The sequence below is a fragment of the Bacillus sp. FJAT-25509 genome (assembly GCF_001420605.1).
Taxonomy (GTDB): Bacteria; Bacillota; Bacilli; order Bacillales; family Bacillaceae_G; genus Gottfriedia.
In genome coordinates this window covers 134,943-152,696 of record NZ_LJIZ01000026.1, presented here as the reverse complement: position 1 = coordinate 152,696, position 17,754 = coordinate 134,943, and the positions used below count along the sequence as shown (strand labels likewise).

The 17,754-nt window shown below is 32.8% G+C and carries 17 protein-coding genes; 6 read left to right on the top strand and 11 right to left on the bottom strand.

Going from position 1 to position 17,754, the window contains the following annotated elements; genetic code table 11:
- Positions 1-56: 56 nt before the first annotated feature.
- The 3 genes from AN960_RS16870 to AN960_RS16860 are packed head-to-tail and all read right to left on the bottom strand — an operon-like array spanning position 57 to position 1,123.
- Complete coding sequence (locus tag AN960_RS16870) at positions 57-401, bottom strand: DUF1048 domain-containing protein (protein ID WP_056473786.1); 345 nt, start codon at positions 399-401, stop codon at positions 57-59.
- Between the two features lie 18 nt (positions 402-419).
- Positions 420-797, bottom strand: coding sequence for a DUF1048 domain-containing protein (locus tag AN960_RS16865; protein WP_056473784.1), 378 nt, complete (start codon positions 795-797; stop codon positions 420-422).
- Between the two features lie 2 nt (positions 798-799).
- Entirely contained in the window at positions 800-1,123 is a 324-nt protein-coding gene (locus tag AN960_RS16860) for a PadR family transcriptional regulator (RefSeq protein WP_056473783.1), read from the bottom strand.
- A 621-nt stretch (positions 1,124-1,744) separates the two neighbouring features.
- Here AN960_RS16860 and AN960_RS24565 point away from each other — a divergent pair.
- The 3 genes from AN960_RS24565 to AN960_RS16850 all read left to right on the top strand — a co-directional run bounded on the left by AN960_RS24565 (position 1,745) and on the right by AN960_RS16850 (position 3,457).
- Entirely contained in the window at positions 1,745-1,903 is a 159-nt protein-coding gene (locus tag AN960_RS24565) for a hypothetical protein (RefSeq protein WP_156339709.1), read from the top strand.
- A 310-nt stretch (positions 1,904-2,213) separates the two neighbouring features.
- Complete coding sequence (locus tag AN960_RS16855) at positions 2,214-2,477, top strand: ArsR/SmtB family transcription factor (protein WP_335473489.1); 264 nt, start codon at positions 2,214-2,216, stop codon at positions 2,475-2,477.
- Positions 2,478-2,506: 29 nt separating this feature from the next.
- Positions 2,507-3,457, top strand: a complete 951-nt coding sequence (locus tag AN960_RS16850) for a cation diffusion facilitator family transporter (protein ID WP_056473779.1) — start codon at positions 2,507-2,509, stop codon at positions 3,455-3,457.
- Between the two features lie 141 nt (positions 3,458-3,598).
- On the opposite strand, the gene AN960_RS16845 is transcribed toward AN960_RS16850, so the two are convergent.
- The 6 genes from AN960_RS16845 to AN960_RS16820 form a co-directional block, all read right to left on the bottom strand.
- Positions 3,599-3,988, bottom strand: a complete 390-nt coding sequence (locus tag AN960_RS16845; RefSeq protein WP_056473777.1) for a YidH family protein — start codon at positions 3,986-3,988, stop codon at positions 3,599-3,601.
- 49 nt (positions 3,989-4,037) lie between these two features.
- On the bottom strand, positions 4,038-5,309 hold the full coding sequence (locus tag AN960_RS16840) for an MFS transporter (protein ID WP_056473775.1): 1,272 nt from the start codon (positions 5,307-5,309) through the stop codon (positions 4,038-4,040).
- Between the two features lie 151 nt (positions 5,310-5,460).
- Positions 5,461-7,365, bottom strand: coding sequence for an alkyl/aryl-sulfatase (locus AN960_RS16835; RefSeq protein WP_056473772.1), 1,905 nt, complete (start codon positions 7,363-7,365; stop codon positions 5,461-5,463).
- A 60-nt stretch (positions 7,366-7,425) separates the two neighbouring features.
- A complete protein-coding gene (locus AN960_RS16830; protein ID WP_056473771.1) occupies positions 7,426-8,943 on the bottom strand; it encodes a long-chain-fatty-acid--CoA ligase in 1,518 nt (505 codons plus the stop codon).
- A 198-nt stretch (positions 8,944-9,141) separates the two neighbouring features.
- The gene (locus AN960_RS16825; protein WP_056473769.1) at positions 9,142-10,350 is read right to left on the bottom strand and encodes an iron-containing alcohol dehydrogenase; all 1,209 of its coding nucleotides are present in this window, start codon (positions 10,348-10,350) and stop codon (positions 9,142-9,144) included.
- Between the two features lie 68 nt (positions 10,351-10,418).
- Positions 10,419-11,936: an aldehyde dehydrogenase family protein gene (locus AN960_RS16820; RefSeq protein ID WP_056473768.1), complete on the bottom strand. Its 1,518-nt coding sequence runs from the start codon at positions 11,934-11,936 to the stop codon at positions 10,419-10,421.
- A gap of 292 nt (positions 11,937-12,228) precedes the next feature.
- Here AN960_RS16820 and AN960_RS16815 point away from each other — a divergent pair, with 292 nt between their 5' ends.
- Positions 12,229-13,137 (top strand): LysR family transcriptional regulator, encoded by a 909-nt coding sequence (locus tag AN960_RS16815; RefSeq protein ID WP_056473765.1) that lies wholly within the window; start codon positions 12,229-12,231, stop codon positions 13,135-13,137.
- Between the two features lie 183 nt (positions 13,138-13,320).
- Here the strand turns inward: AN960_RS16815 and AN960_RS16810 are convergent, their stop codons facing one another.
- Positions 13,321-14,661, bottom strand: coding sequence for an aminotransferase-like domain-containing protein (locus tag AN960_RS16810; protein ID WP_056473763.1), 1,341 nt, complete (start codon positions 14,659-14,661; stop codon positions 13,321-13,323).
- A gap of 136 nt (positions 14,662-14,797) precedes the next feature.
- Between AN960_RS16810 and AN960_RS16805 the strand changes: the two genes are divergently transcribed.
- Positions 14,798-15,421, top strand: coding sequence for a nitroreductase family protein (locus AN960_RS16805; protein ID WP_056473762.1), 624 nt, complete (start codon positions 14,798-14,800; stop codon positions 15,419-15,421).
- Positions 15,422-15,572: 151 nt separating this feature from the next.
- Positions 15,573-16,508 carry a DMT family transporter gene (locus tag AN960_RS16800; protein WP_056473760.1) on the top strand — a complete coding sequence of 312 codons (936 nt, stop codon included), beginning with the start codon at positions 15,573-15,575 and terminating at the stop codon, positions 16,506-16,508.
- 280 nt (positions 16,509-16,788) lie between these two features.
- Here AN960_RS16800 and AN960_RS16795 read toward each other — a convergent pair whose 3' ends face one another.
- Complete coding sequence (locus tag AN960_RS16795; RefSeq protein WP_056473759.1) at positions 16,789-17,625, bottom strand: alpha/beta fold hydrolase; 837 nt, start codon at positions 17,623-17,625, stop codon at positions 16,789-16,791.
- Positions 17,626-17,754 lie beyond the last annotated feature (129 nt).

The window sequence follows — 17,754 nt, the reverse complement described above, 5'->3', positions numbered from 1 at the left end:
AGCGTAGTAGCGCCTGCAACTGTTTTTTCTATATTGAATGACAATTAATCTAGCGCTTATTTTTTCTTACCCACACGATCTAGAACGCTTTTGTTCAAATTATTGCGTAACTTATCATCCCATCTTTTCGCTTGATCGGTAAGCCCATTAGCGAATGCTGTCAAGTCTTCACCTGTCAATTCCAATACGTCTTTGCCATCTGCCGCACCATCTTCAAACAAATCAATGAGATCATATTGGATTCTCAGCATATCCATGCCACTTCCAGAGGCGAAACTCCACATATAGTTACAGATTGTTTTGTATGCTTCTGAGTAGTTTTCAGGCAAAGCTTCCACACGCGCCATCATTTCTTTGTATTCTTTTTTGTCATCAAGTATCTTTTTGATAAAATTTATCATGATTTTTAGCCCCCTAATTTATTTTTTATTCGTCCAAATTTTTACTTGCTGCTCAACTCTACTCTCAATGTCTTTTTTCAAATCTACTTGCCCTCCAAATATACTCGCTGATTCTCCATCTAATTTTGAAAGAGCCATTAATTCGTCAGCAAATGCCGCCACGTCTTCACCGGTAACATCTAGTACATGCTTGCCTTCTGCTGAACTTGCTTCAAACAGTTCATACAAATTGATGATTTCTTCACCAAATCCATAACCGAAATTCCACATGTATTTTTGAATCTTTTTAAACACAAAAGCGTAATCGCTCGGTAGAGAATTGACTTTTTTCATAAATGCTTTATATTCTTTCTTGCTTTCTAAATCGCCAATGATTAGCTCTATAAATTTCTTCATAATTACTTCTCCCCTTTTAGGATATTTATTTTTGATGAAACAAAGTCCCATTTTTTCCAAAATTGCTGTAATTCCTCAAGTCCAGCTTCGGTTAATGAATAAAACTTTCGAGGTGGACCCATTTCAGAACGTTTTTTCTCAATATTTACTAATTCTTTCTTTTCGAGCCTTATCAAAATTGTGTAGACCGTACCTTCGACAACCTCTGTAAAACCTAGATCATTAAGGAGACGCGTAATTTCATAGCCGTAAGTATCACCTCGACTAATGATTTCCAGTACACAACCTTCTAATGAACCTTTGAGCATTTCTGTTAAATTTTCCATTGCTTACACCTCCTCTATTCGTTGGTTAAATTAGTTTTCGGTCTATATTGAATAGATAAAACCGTTTTTCAAGCTAATTAGTAATACAGATATTCAGTCTCACTTAGTACCGGATAAAAAAATATCTAAAATAGCCAATGGATCAAGGATTTCAAATGATAATTTTTACATGAACTCTTTTCAGCTATCTAGCGTGACTGATATTCAGTGTTACTTAGTAATAGTATATTGTATTACTAAGTAGAGAAAATGTGAACCATTTTATAAAAAAAATTTTATAAACATTTCCTACTATTTAGTATTACAGATATTCAGTATTACTTAGTACCATTACATAGTAACACTAAGTAGTGCTAATTATCAAGTTGTTAAAAAAAATTAAAGTTGTTTTGTTTTACCAATTAAAGTGAATGGTAATGTAAACGAATCAAAGAGGCATTTATTAACTAACTACTTACATGGCGTATATCTAAATGTTATCAACTTCTTACATATTATTGAAGATAGGGCTTTGCAAAAGTAATCCACCGTTTGAATACAGGCTCAATGAGAGGGCATTCTAACTATTGTTGAAATTTTAGTATTAAATTTTCACTAACATATAATAGGAGGAAAATACTTATGACACAACATCAGCATTCTCATAAAACAGGTGAACCAGTAATGGAAACAGGTCATTATATTGACGCAGATGGCGAACATATTGAATTAAAAGCAGGACAAACATTCCCAAATTGTCCTTCATCTGGTCATCCAACAAGTTGGAAACACGAGCAATAATATATTAAAAAAAATAGCACTAAAATGCTATCTTTTTTATACGGACAGAAATAAAAATAAGTTATACAGATCAACTGTACTTTTGAAGTAAAGGATTATTCTTCCTGTTATAAAATGTTGTGGAGATCACAAAAATAGAAATAGAAAAACATTTGACTTATATGAATATATGCTCATATAATAATGTTATATATATGAATAGATGCTCATATATACACGTGTATAATTTGACAGAAAAATGGAGGAACTCTATTTGACGAATGAAAATATTCAACCATGCGAACAACATCTCGATGAAGAAACAGTGTTCATGGTATCTCAAACATTTAAAGCTTTAAGTGACCCTACTAGAATACGGATCTTAAATTTATTATGTACGAAAGAACATTCCGTAAATGAGATTGCAGACATTTTAGATTTGGGTCAATCGACAGTTTCACATCAATTGCGATTTTTAAAAAATTTACGACTAGTCAAGTTTAGACGTGAAGGTACTACACTCTTCTATTCACATGACGATGACCACATTATGAATTTATTAAAACAGTCAATTGAGCATGCTACACATACCTAAAATGACATTTTTAAATAGGGGGAATGAAAATGGGGCATAATCATGAACATACTCATACCCACAATACAAATAAAAAAGTATTACTAATTTCATTTATCATTATTACAGGGTATATGATTATTGAGGCAATTGGCGGTTATCTAACGAATAGTCTTGCACTATTATCGGATGCTGGTCATATGTTAAGTGATTCAATCTCCCTAGCAATCGCGTTAGTCGCATTTAAATTAGGTGAAAAAGCCGCAAGCAAAAGTAAAACATTTGGCTATAAACGATTCGAAATACTTGCAGCAGTATTAAATGGTGTCACGTTAATTTTGATTGCACTCTATATATTCTACGAGTCGATCAATCGTTTCACAAATCCACCTAAAATAGCCTCAACGGATATGCTAATAATCAGTGTAATTGGTTTATTAGTCAATATACTGGTGGCCTGGATTATGATGCGTGGTGCAGACACCGAAGAAAATATAAATATGCGCGGTGCTTATTTACATGTCTTAAGTGATATGCTTGGTTCAGTTGGTGCGATTATTGCTGCATTATTAATGATTTTCTTTGGGTGGGGATGGGCAGATCCGTTGGCGAGCGTGATTGTAGCCGCTTTAGTACTGAGAAGTGGTTATTATGTCACAAAAGCCTCTATTCATGTGTTGATGGAAGGAACACCAAAAGAAGTCAATCTAAACGAAGTGATTCAATTAATAGAAAAAACAGATGGGATTCAAAGCGTACATGATTTACATCTTTGGACGATTACAAGTGGTCTAAATGCCCTTTCTTGTCACGCTGTGGTGGATGATCAATTAACAATTGAAGAAAGCGAAATAATTTTACGTAAAATTGAACATGACCTCGAACATAAAGGTATTATGCATGTCACAATTCAATTAGAAACTGCTGCTCATAAACACGATAATTCCATACTTTGTCAAATAAAGAATGAACCATCCGCTCATCATCATCATCATCATTAATAAAACTAATCTTATTGATAAACAAGTGATTTAGGTGACTATATTATTTTTTTACAAATTCTTTTTTTAACAGCATGAAAAAAATGATCCTCTTGTAGAAGATCATTTTTTTTTAGTTCTTGATAACAATGCTTATAAAATTTAAAACAAGCCCCAAACATCTAAATAATAGGCACCGAAAATAAGAAAAATAAGGATTGAAGCTATCGATAAATAAACAACCAAGATCCTTGAAAATTTAAACGTCTGATTATTAATATCATTTCCCTTGATAAAATAACTGATCGTTGAAATGATTAAAGCAAAAATTCCAACTATAATCGATGATAATCCAATGATTTTTGATAATACGCCTCCTATATTTGCATTAGAAGCCAGAGTTGAAAAATGAAGATTAGTGATTAAAAAACCAACCCCCATAATGGTTATACTTGTTCTTACCCAAGCAAGATAAGTTCTTTCATTTGCTAAATGCTGTTGTATATATTTAGAATCAATTGTTTCTTTCTGCTTTTCTAATGCATTATTCATATACATACCTCTGTTTCTATATCTTTCTTCAATATAACCTCGACTCTCATTAAAGGTTCACTAACTTATTATCCTTTCTTGTTGATACTTGTTTATTTCGGTTTCCAAAAAGGAATATTAATAGCGCTGCAATTACCATCGCAATTGACATTCCATAAATTGCGATGCTATATCCATCTGCTGCATTTGCACCAGAATTTTGAATAAGTTTCCCAAAAATAATCGGAGTAATAATTCCCGATGAAGTCATTATTCCAAAATACGTTCCTGTCATAACACCTCTTTGCTGTGGAAGTATACTAACTACAATAGCTGGACTAAGTGTGTTTACAGTAATCACCAGTGTATTTACTAATGAAAGTACGATGATAATTGAACCCGACCCATTCATTAGTGGATATAATAAGTACAAAATCCCTGCTAGTAAAACACTGATAGCAGAAAATAAAATGCGCGATTTCCATAAACTATGTGTTTTTTTGTATAAACGATCTGAAATAATCGATAGTACGATTGCTAAAATAGCCCCAATTAATCCAGAAATAGCAATAACCGATGCTGACTGTTGTTCAGATAACCCCTTTACTTTTATTAAATACGAAGGATTAAACGTAAGTCCAAAGACAATGAAGGAGTAAGCAATAAATGCAATTAAAGTTGTAAAGATGAAAATAGGAGATCGTAAAGCTTTCCAAACATCTTTTCTATTATTCTCTTTTATGTTTTCCATCGTACTAACTTCTTCTTCAAAAGTAACAGTTGGTTTCATTCTTCCTAACCAAAGCCAACAAATGAACCAGACAAAGCTAAAAATGCCAGAAATAAAAAATGCTTGTCTCCAACCATAATTTGATATTAGGGAAACGATAATAGGAGCTGTAACAGCTATTCCAACAACATTTCCAAAATTAATGATGGATATGGCTAACCCACGTGATTCTGGCTTAAACCAATTACTAATATGACTAATTGCAGTTGCCAGAAATGCGCCTTCTCCTGCACCTAATAGTAATCTACTGATAATTAGAACCGGTAGACTTGATGCAAACAAAGCCAAAGATTGTGCGATTGTCCAAACAATTGCCATAATAGCAAGTGATTTACCAGTACCAATACGATCTGATAATGAGCCACCTATTATTCCAAATATTGAAAATAACCAAAAAAAGCTACTACCTAAAATACCATACTCGGTAGAGGTTAAGTTCAAATCTTTCGTAATATGAATTCCAGCTAAACCTAAAATTGATTTGTCAGCAAAATTAATAATAGCCATAATAAAAAGTGAAAATAATATGATCCATTTCGCCAAGCTTTTCATCCAAACTCCTGCCTCTCAACAAATCTATCCTTTTTCGCTAATCCTTAGTAAACATACTTTTGGAAAAACATCTGCACAATCTATATTTTTTCCTACATGATTGAGCAGATGCTTTTTTTAAAATTGAATCATTCATTATTTTTTCTGTTAATTAAGGAGTTACGATATTTATACAGCGTTCGAACTCATCTAAAAGTGATAAAAATTCATTCAATTTTGTTTGATCACCAGAAATGATCAATTTTCCTGCTCCCACTGCTTGTTCGGGTGAAAGAAGTCCTAGTAAAGTTCCATAAAATGCAAATTGATCAATTGTTAATGAAACATCTGCATTGTCATCTAACTTATTTGCTCTCGAAAATAAAACAGAATTTTCCAAATATAAAGCGTATACTTGCTTAGTGTCTGATAATATTACATTTATCGTTATTTTTTTGCCTTCTGCTTTTGGACCATTTAATTTAACGGCTATTAATTTTAAGAATTCGTTGACTGGCATATTCTTAATGATTCCCGAGACATCTAGTGGTGCATTTTCTTTATTAATTCCATTTCTTAGTTCAGATGCACCTACAAGATAAATATTTCGCCAATTAGCTGATTCAGCTTGATACCCTAATTGCTCAAATGCATCTGCTAATAAATGTTTAGCATCTGAATTTTCTGGTTCAGCCATAATGACATTTTTTAATACTTGAGCGACCCAACGATATTCACCTTTTTCAATATCAGCTTTTGCTTGTCTCAAAATATTTGTTGATCCACCCATGTATTCAACATATTTTTGGCCAGTTTCCACTTGTGGTAGTGGATCTAAATCGGAAGGATGAGCACTATAATAACCTAAATAATAATTGTAAATACCTTTTGAATTATGCTTTAAAGTTCCATAATACCCTCGATTTCCCCAGTAAGTATCCAATTCTGTTGGAAGTTTGATTGTTTCAGCTATCTCATCCATCGTATATCCATGATTGGCTAATCGCACTGTCTGATCGTGCATATATTTATATAAATCACGTTGCAATTTTAAATGATTGATTGCATTATCTTTCTCCCATACAGGCCATGCATGAATCATTAGTAATGCATCAATCTCTTCATTTTCAAATAATTCGATTGTTTTATCTAGTGAATTAGCCCAATGTAATGCATCTCTCGTTTTTGCTCCTCTTACAGTATAAATTTGATGCATAAATTTATTAGCATTCTCTGATACAAATAATAATTTGTAATCCCTAATAAAAAAATGCATTTCAGCTGGTGCTTCGGTGTTTGGCGTTAATAAAAATTCAAAAGTTACACCATCGACCTCCATCGATTGGATTTCATTTTCTATTTCAACATTTGGTAACTGAAAACTCATAGTACCTGAACCCATTGTTGGTCCAAGTCCCACTGATACTGAGCCTTTTGTACCGTCTGGTAAATCTTTCCCAAACTGATATTCCGCACGACGCGCCATGATTGTACCTAAAAGTGCATTCTCACTTAAAGCTTCTTCTGTAAAATATTGAGGAACTATAATCGGAATATTAGGATTCTCAGCATAATTAAGCACAGCTTGAATACCGCCAAAATGATCAGCATGACTTTGACTGATTATAATGGCCGTTACTGGCTTTTGTGGTCGATGCTTATAATATAATTCCATCGCGGCTTTAGCTGATTCATTACTTCCTAAAGCATCAACGACAATCACTCCCTGTTTTCCTTCAATAAAAAAGTTAGTTACAAATGATTGTCCACGAACTTGATATACTCCTTCTACAACTTCAAACAAACCAGAAATAGCCTGTAATTGTGCATTTCTCCATAAGCTAGGGTTCACAGTCTCAGGAGCAGCGTCATTTAAATAGTTTAACTTTTCGATGTCCCAAACAGCTTCTCCAGAATCATCTTTAATAATTTTGGCTTCTAGTGGTGCAATCAATCCTCTATTTGCATCCAAGAAGTCCTGCCGATCATCAAAATTTAGAGAATCATATACTGCTAAATTTGCTTTTTTTGTAAAAGATGTTGCCGCCATCGATTGAGTTAAAATGTTATTTGTCATAAGAACCTCCATAATTTGATATAAATTCAAAAGCTATTATCAGAAAAATACTCTATTAAACTAATTAACCTTCACTTGTTCAACATTTAAAGCTCTTTTTAAAATCTTACCTGTACTATTCTTAGGTAATTCATTCTTAAATTCTATTTGTTTAGGTAACTTGTATTTTGCAAGCTTGTCCTTGCAGAAATGTAAGATGTCGTCCTCTGTTAAGCTTTCATCATTTGATACAACGAAAGCCTTTACGATTTCTCCGTAATCTTGATCACTTATTCCTAATACAGCTACTTCAACAATCGCTGGGTGTTGATAGATTACTTCCTCTACTTCTCTTGGATATACATTGTATCCATTTACAATAATCATGTCCTTTATTCGATCAACAATATAGATATATCCGTCTTTATCCATTTTTGCTAAGTCACCAGTATAAAACCAATCATTTTTAATGGCGTTAGCTGTTGCCTCGTGCATACCTAGATAGCCAATCATGACGTTTGGACCTTTTACAATTAGTTCACCTATCTCACCCCTTGGAACTTCATTTCCAAATTTGTCGACAACCCTATTTATGACGCCTGGAATATCTACTCCGACAGACCCAATTTTTCTTATTCCTTTTATAGGGTTAAATGCCGTTACAGGAGCTGTTTCAGAAAGTCCAAATCCTTCAGCTATAGTAGTCTTATATTTTTCTTCAAATCGTTGAAGTAATTCAACTGGTAATGATGCTCCACCTGATAAACAGACTCGCATAGATGCGAAGTACTCAGTTGAATAATCTTTTAATTGTAATAAAAAGTTAAACATCGTTGGAACACCAGCAAATAATGTCACTTTCTCATTAAAAATAGTATGAATGACTTCAATAGGATTAAATTTTTGAACTATTACGATATTAGCACCACTCATAATTGGTGTATTAATACAAACTGTCATGCTAAATACATGGAACATTGGAAGGGCAGCTAACATGCGATCGTCTTCATTAAACTCTACTAATTTAATAATTGACTCTGCATTTGATGCCATATTTCTGTGACTTAGCATAGCTCCTTTTGGTCTTCCTGTTGTTCCAGAAGTATATAAAATAACAGCAAGATCTTCTTCCATAACTAAAGCAGTGTCATAGTTTTTTGAGTTATTTACAATCAACTGCTGCCAATTGAATTCAGCTTTTTTCGATCCCACGTAATAATGCATTTCGATCTGTTTTAATTCTAATTTAATCGAAGCAATGATTGGTTCCAATGTAAAATTAGCGATGACAGCTTTTGCTTGGCTATTCGATAAAATATATGAAATTTCTTCTTTCGTAAAGATCGGGTTAACTGGTACAACTACACCACCTGCACGAAGAATTCCATAATAAGCGATGACAAATTCCGGACAATTACCTAATACCAAGGCTACTTTATCACCTTTTCTAATTCCATCATGTGCTAAACTAGAAGCTACACATTCAACTTTTGAATATAATTCACTATACGTTATATTTTTATTTTCAAATGTAATTGCATTACGATTTGGATATTTTTCTGCACTTTTTCTTAGTACTTCATTTAAATTCCAATTCATAAAAATTTCTCCTCCTGATAACTACATACCATTAGTAGGCTACATTCTAGTAAATTAATGAATTAAGAGAGCTAGATTGAAATTGTTATACTAAAGATAGACTCTTTTATTATTTCGTTCCAACTTTATACATAAAATTAAAATATAATTGAGGCACCATCAAAAATTTTGACGGTGCCTGGTAACTATAAATAAAAATTATGAAATTACTAAGCCAGAACCTGCAACTTCATTGGAAACTTTTGCTATTACTTCAGGTGGAATTTTGAAGAATATTCCGCAAGGATCACTATGAACCATCGCTACAATGTATGCCATATTATCGACATTCACCTCAAAATCAGCAAATGTACTAGGAAGACCAACTTTTTCACGTAAATTACGGATGAATAAAACGACTTCTGCAAGGCACTCTTCTGTTTTTTCCGGTATATCTTTTAAACCTAAAGCTTGTGCAAAACCCTGAATTCGTTTCAAATAATATGGTGCTAGTGATTCCATTACATTTGGTAATAACACTGCATTTGCCAGTCCATGTGGAATTCCAAATTTCGCTCCAAATACATGAGCAATATTGTGAACTGGAATTGCATTAACTGAAAGACTGAAAGCAGAAATTGCCATCGAACTAGCCATTAACATATTTGATCGTGAAGCAAGATTATGTCCTTCATGAACAGCAGTAGGTAAATTATCTACAATCATACGAATCGCTTGAATTGCATATGCATCTGTCATTGGATTCGACTGAGGTGAGAAATAGGCCTCAATCGCATGAGTTAATGCATCAAATCCTGTAAAAGCTGTAATTTTCGGTGGTAAACCAATTGTAAGTTCTGGATCTAATATCGCCATATCAGGGCTTATAAATGTGTTTAGGATATTCGTTTTAATTCCGACCTTTTCATTGAATACTACAGCGATAGGTGACACTTCCGCTCCAGTACCTGCAGTCGTTGCAATTGCAACATGTGGAATTGGAATATACTGAGCTTTTGGCCAAAATTCCATTACATTTCCTACAAGAAGTTCTTCACGAATGTCATGAACTTTATTATGTAGCATCCATTTAATTGCTTTTACTGTATCTAAAACACTTCCGCCACCAACAGCAATTAATGCATCTCCATTACATTCTTTATAGAACTTAGCTCCGCGGTTTATGATTTCACCTTTAGCATCCTGTTCTATGTCCTCAAAAACACCCACTATTTGTACATCGCTAGGTATTGTTTCAAATAACTCCTTAATTTTATCTGTAATTCCTGCTTGTGTTATTCCTTTATCCACATAAAGAACAGCTCTTTTACCACCAAGCCCTTTAATCATTTCAGGTAACAAAGAGCGAGCTCCAGCTCCACTGTTTACAACTGTTCGAACCGAAAACTGGAAAAATGATGTTATCATGAAATCACCTTCTCTTTTCTGTTTAAGTTTGTTTAATCTAATCTATATTCATTTGTTTTTTTCTATTTTTATAATAAGATGCCATACCAAGGTTTTTGACTTAGTTCAGGAGTAAGTGAGCAATGAACATGTTTTACTTGCGTGTACTCGTCTAACGCATACCGACCAAGCTCACGACCAAATCCACTTTGTTTATATCCTCCAAATGGTGCGTCGCTTCTTAACATATGCCAGTCATTAATCCAAACTGTTCCCGCCTTTAAATCTTTTGATATTTTAAGAGCTTTATTTACATCTTTAGACCAAATACCAGCTGCTAACCCATAAATCGTATCATTAGCAATTTCAATCGCTTCTTCAATCGTCGAATATCGAATGACACAAAGAACAGGTCCAAAAATCTCTTCTTGAGCGATTTTCATTTTATTATTAACATCCGCGAATATCGTTGGTTCAACAAAATATCCATTATCATATCCCTTACCTATTAAACGTTTACCACCACAAACTAAACGAGCTCCTTCTTGGATTCCAGCATCAATATAAGATAAAACAGTGTTTAGTTGTTGTTCTGAAGCCATTGGCCCCATTCCAGTCGTCATATCAAGCTGGTTTCCAATCGTAATTGAAGAGGCTAAATTCGCTAATCGCTCAACTACTTCATCATAAATCGAATCATGTACTAAAAGGCGCGTTCCTGATTCACATAGTTGTCCAGAATGAAGACAGAAACCGAATAAACTACCTGGAATAGTAATATCTAAATCAGCATCAGGTAATACGATCGATGGTGATTTTCCTCCTAATTCTAGAGTGACTCTTTTAACTGTTCCAGAAGCTAACTCCATAATCCGTCTTCCTACTTCAGTAGATCCCGTAAATGCTACCTTATCTACATGTGGATGAGTTGCTAGCACTTCGCCAACAGTAGCTCCCGGTCCTGAAACAACATTGAAAACTCCTGCCGGGATTCCAGCTTCAGTAGCTAATTCTGCTAGTTTCAAAGCGGAAAGTGGTGTATTTGATGCAGGTTTAACAACAATTGAATTTCCCATTGCTAGCGCAGGTGCAATTTTCCACATTGCTAAAAGCATTGGTAGATTCCAAGGTGTAATTGCAGCTACGACACCAACGCCTTCTCGCCATACTTGATTGTTGCTTGGTCCTGGAAAAGGTAGAATTGGCAAAGACTCAACAAATGGATACTCAACAGTAAATTTGGCTGTTTGCTGTAGTAAATCTACTAAATATAAAATATCCAAATTTGAGATTCGTCTTACAGTAGCTCCAGAACTAACAGATTCCAAGAATGCAAGTTCCACCGAATGTTCAACAATCTTATTCCCGAAATTAATTAAGATTTGAGCTCTTTCTTTTGGAGATTTTTTTGACCAAACTCCTGAATCAAAAGCATTACGAGCAGAAGTAATAGCTGCTTCGGTATCTTCTCTTCCAGCTTTAGCTACTAGAGCGACTACTTCCCCTGTTGCTGGATTTTTCACACTAAACGTTTCACCACTTTTTGCAGGTGTCCATCTACCATCAATATAAAGCGGAAATTCCAATAATTTTTGAGTCGTTTGCATTTAAAAACCTCCTAAAATAGTTATTAAATTAGTTAAGTAGGAAATACAGTTATACCTGACCCCCTTTTGAGAAAACGCTTGCAAATTAAAAGAAATACTTAGAAAATAATCTTAAGGACTTGTCTTAATTTAAAAATTAAGAATTATCTGAATTGATTGTATAACTTCACAATCACTAAGTAAAATTAGGATTTGTAATACCTTGTTCGCATTTTTTAATATCTAAAAATAGAGGTTTTTTATTATCCAAACTTATTTCTAATATAGTAATCTTTAAAAAGGTGGTCACCATATGCACATTCAAAAACTTAAGATACTTTCTGAAGTTGCTAAAACTGGATCTTTTTCTATTGCAGGTCAAAATCTTCATATAACCCAATCTGGTATTAGTCAGGATATAAAAAAAATAGAAGATGAATTAGGAATAAAAATTTTCGATCGCTCTCGATATGGGGTTGTTCTATCAAATGAAGGAGCCAAAATTGTAAATAAAGCAAATGAGGTATTGTTAAAATATGAAGAAATGTTTGAAGAAGCAAGAATGATTCTAGAAATACATTCTGGAAATCTAAGAGTTTCAACTATACCTGCTTTCTTTACTTATTTATTAAAACCATTAATTGAATTTAAGAATTTATATGCAAATTTAAACATAGAAATTTTAGAAAATATAACTGAACATACAGTTGAAGCGGTTCAACAAAATAAAGCAGAGATCGGACTTATATGTATATATGAAAATATTTTGAAAAATATTGGGCTTTTAAATTTTGAAAGGATTCTCGAGGGGAAACTAAAGGTTTATGTAAGTAGCGATTCTCCTTTTGCTAAAAAGAAAAAAATTACACCAGAGGAAGTCCTTCAGCAGGCAGTAGTATTATACAATGGTGATTATATCAATTGGTTTGTTAATAATTTTCAACTTAAATTTGGAAAAATGAATATTCTTTTATCATCCAATCAAACGGAAGAATTATCACGATTAATCTCCGAAGGATTTGCAATTGGCTTTGCCCCAGATTTTGCTACTAAAAGTAACCCTTATGTTATTGAAAACAAGATTGTTGAAATTGACCTTATAAACTATGAACCTGTAAATGTTGCACTTGGAATTATTCATGGAAAGAATAGAAGTCCTTCAAAAATAGAGAAACACTTAATCCAGTTTATTAAATCTGAATTACAATATTATATAAGTTAAAAAACATCATTATATATTCACTTAGCCATCACATATATCCTCATGTTATTAATAATATTGAATAGTCCATCGAATCATTTAGATTCTCTGGACTATTTTTTTATCATCTACTATAAGGGGTACAGTCTACTAATTGGTGCTTTTTGTAATTTAATAGATTACTTAACCGATAAATATCATTGTTCATACAAAGTAATTGTTAGTGTTATTTAATGACCTAGCAATTTGTTTTATTCCTTTTTCAATATCTGTAGGTTCACAATTTGAAACGTTGATTTTTAATATTTTTTCTTGAAAAAAATTATCTAAATAGTTTTGCTTAATTGATTTAACCTGAATATTATGTTCATTTAATTGTTTAATTAATGCAGTCATATCAACTTGCTTGGGCAAAACAATATGACTGTGCATTACGAGTTCGGTTGCGTACTTGAAATTTATTAGATGAGTTTTTAACGACGTTTGAAGTATTTGAGCACGAGCTAGATATTTATCTCTGACTTGTTTTTGATAGTGTTCAAACATACCACTTTTTAAATACAACTCTATAGCTGCTTGTGAAATCATTGAACTATCTATATCAATTACTGTTTTAAATTGCTGAAAAGTTTCTATTAACGAATCAGGTAAAACTGCTATACCAATACGTAAACCTGGGAACATAATTTTTGAAAAACTTTTCAAGTAAATAACACGACCATGCAGATCATTTGCAAACATAGGATCATTTTTATTCATATATTCAAAATCTGCTAAATAATCATCCTCTACTATATAAACATTGTATTTATAAGCTAATTTTAAGATTTCTAATTTTTCTTTTTTATTATAGGAAGTTCCTAATGGGTTTTGAAATCTAGGCATAGTGTAAAAAAATTTTATATCACCCTCACGGAAAATTTGTTCGAGTTCTTGTAGATTAATCCCCTCTATTGTTCGCTTTATCCCTATTACAGGTAATTTATATAGTTTTACTAAGTCAATGTATAAATGATAACTTGGCTGCTCTACTAAAATCTTAGTTTTATTATTTGAAAAAGGCATAGTACTCAGTAAAAAAAGAGCTTGCTGAACGCCTGAAGTTATAAATATTTGTTTTTTTTGAGCAAATACTTGATATGATTTTAATAATTTTTCAACCTCATTTATTAAAGACGGTAAGCCCTTATCGGTACCGTATCGAAATAAGTCCGCTTGAAACGTATCAGCTGCTTTATTTAAACAATGTTGGAAATCTTGATACGGAAACGAATGCCAATTAGGAGCTGAAGTCGCAAAATCAATTTTACTCGTTTTAAATGGTTGTTTAAACATCTTATGCTCAACTACATAAAAACCACTTTTGGGTCTTGCATAAATAAGGTGTTGATTTTCTAATTTCTCAAGTGCAGTAAGGATACTACTATTACTACAAGAAAAATGTCTCGCTAAGTTTCGTATTGATGGAATCTTTGATCCCGCTTTTAACTCTCCAGTTTGAATTTGAGTAAGTAAAGATTGATATACATATTCATATTTGAGCATTATATAACTCCTTTAAAGGATCCTGTATTTTTCCTGTATCGGTACAGATGTCTAATTTTTAAACGTTACAATTTTAAAATGCACATAAAATATAAGCATTGGCCGGTTCAAAATTTAGTATAGGGAGAGATGTATTTTGCGAATTCAAAAATCAAAACAAACTCTTTCATTGAAAGATTCAATCGAATCACGTCGTAGTATTCGAAAATTTATTCAAGAAACAATTCAAGACGAAGAAATCCAAGAAATTTTCAACCTTGTTAGATTAACACCTAGTGCATGGAATATTCAACCATGGCATTTTCATATTATCAAGGATATTCAACTTAAGGAAAAACTTCAAGAAGCAGCTTATGGTCAGAGACAAGTAACCTCTGCTCCAGCTGTTGTAATTATTTCAGTTGATATGGAGAATTCGATTAGCCGTTTATCCGAAACAATTCATCCTGGTATTTCTGAAGATCGAAAACAAATTGAAGTAGCTAATCTTACATCTGTATTTGAAAAGATGAGTAAAGGAGAACAAATAGCATGGGGTCTAACACAGGCAAATATTGCACTTGGTTTTCTTTTACTAGCAATTCAAGGTCTTGGTTATTCAAGCGTGCCAATGTTGGGTTTTGATCAAGCGAAAGTTAAAGAACTGTTAGGTCTTCCCGAGCATGTAGCTTTTGCTGCAATGGTACCATTTGGCCACCCAGACTCAGATGGTTATGAACATCATCGTTTTGATTTAAATAAAATTATTACTTTTCATTAATAAGAAGGAGCAGGCTTTTTAAACCTGCTCCTTTCTCCCTTATGTTTGAATCCTCCTGTACCGATACAGATACAAATTATTTACCTCGATAAGGGTTACTTTTTTACATAAAATTAGCATTAACAGTTCTGATTAATAGGGGGAAAACATTATGACAGATAATAGAAAAGCTTATTTAGCGATTACTATTTGTTCATTAATCATTGGGTTATCATTTCTTTTTGTAAAACAAACGTTAACAATAGCATCACCACTTGATACCTTAGCACATCGTTTTACAATTGCTTGGCTTGTTGCCACGATCATTTTAATCTGTAAAAAAGAAAGTATCAGGATTAAGAAAGGTGATTTAATTAAAATTTCATTTCTTGCCACATTTTATCCAGTACTATTTTTCTCATTGCAAATTTTTGGACTAATGCATACAACCTCCTCTGAAGCAGGTGTTATACAGGCAACAGTTCCAATATTTACTTTGATACTAGCCAGCTTACTATTAAATGAATCATCAACAATTGTACAAAAAATTGCGATATTCATTTCCGTACTTGGGGTCATGTATATTATGTATATGAATGGAGTTAAGAACATTAATACTAGTATTGTAGGTAGTATGTTAATCTTACTATCAGCGCTTGCAAATTCAATATATAATGTTTTAACAAAAAAACTCATTCAACAATATTCATTATTTACGATCACATATTTCATTACTCTTATTGGGTTTATTGTATTTAATGGAATTACTCTATTTTTGCATTTAAGGAACGGAACAATTCAACAATTTATCCTGCCTCTTAAACACAATGATTTTATAATTGCTATATTATATTTAGGGATTTTTTCTTCTTTAGGTACATCCTTTCTTTCAAATTATGCTTTATCAAAATTACCAACTTTTCAGATAAGTGTATTTCAAAATCTATCTACACTTATTACAATTTTAGTAGGTGTTTTGTATCTCAAAGAATCATTCCACTATTATCATATAATCGGTAGTTTTCTTATTATCTTTGGGGTTGTTGCTGTAAATTATTTTAATAAGAAAGTAATCGTAGATAAACATATTCGTAAAATAAATATGTAAATTTATTAAGTCAAAGAAATTTTGATAACACTCTAGATGCAGTTCAAGTTGCTAACTAAGAAATTAAATCTATATATTAAAAAACATAAAACCGTGTAATGAAAGGGGAACATTCTATCGAGGAAGTGGATCCAACAACATAATCAAAAACTTATATATGTAGAAAAGAGGCTAAAAGAATTTTTAAATATAATATTCTATAGTCTCTTTTACGTTAAAATAAACAGGCCCTTAATAATCGCGGACCTGCTTGTTTTCATTTATATAAAAACTATTCCAATTAGTCTTTTAAAAATGTTAGTAACGCTTCATTAAATTCTTTTGGATGAGTTGCGTTTAATCCATGCGGACCACCTTTTATTAAAGCCAGCTTACTATTAGGAATGGAATCATATGTACGTTTTCCACTTAACTCAAATGGTACAGTTGCATCAGAGTCACCGTGAATAATAAGAGTAGGTATATTGAACTTTTCCAAGTCCTTTCTAAAATCAGTCTTACTAAATGCCGTTATACAATCTAGTGTTCCCTTAGGTGAGGCACTAGCTGCAATATCCCGATTATATATACGGAATGGCTCACTAACTAAATCTGTTTGATTACCCGCCGCGAAAAATCCCTTCGTAAATTTGTCAAGAAATGCTAGGCGGTCGTTTATCACGCCACTTTTGAATTCTTCAATTGTTGCATCATCAAATGCTCCTTCTGGATGATCCTCTGTTTTGTATAAATAAGGAGGAACTGCACCAGCAAAAACAGCCTTTTCAATACGATCTGTACCATACGTACTAATGTATCGAGCTACCTCTCCTCCACCCATAGAAAAACCAACAAGTGTGACATTTTGAAGATCTAAATGTTCTAACAGTTTATGTAAATCAGAAGCAAATGTATCATATTCATATCCTTCCCACGGCTGTGATGATTTTCCAAAGCCTCGACGATCATATGTAATGACTCTGTAACCTGCTTCAATAAGAGCTAGTACCTGATACTCCCAAGAGCGTCCACTTAAAGGCCAACCATGTATTAAGACTACAGGTTTCCCTGAACCATGGTCCTCATAATAAAGTTCAATTGGAGCATGATTTTCATTACCTACAGTAAATTTTGCCATCTAATTTTCCTCCTATGAATTTTCATTATTAAACCTATGTCCTTGCTTCTCTGATGAAAAAAACTTTTTACTCCAAAACATTAAAATATTTTTTTGCAAAATGTTTATAAGATGATTATATTCCCTTCT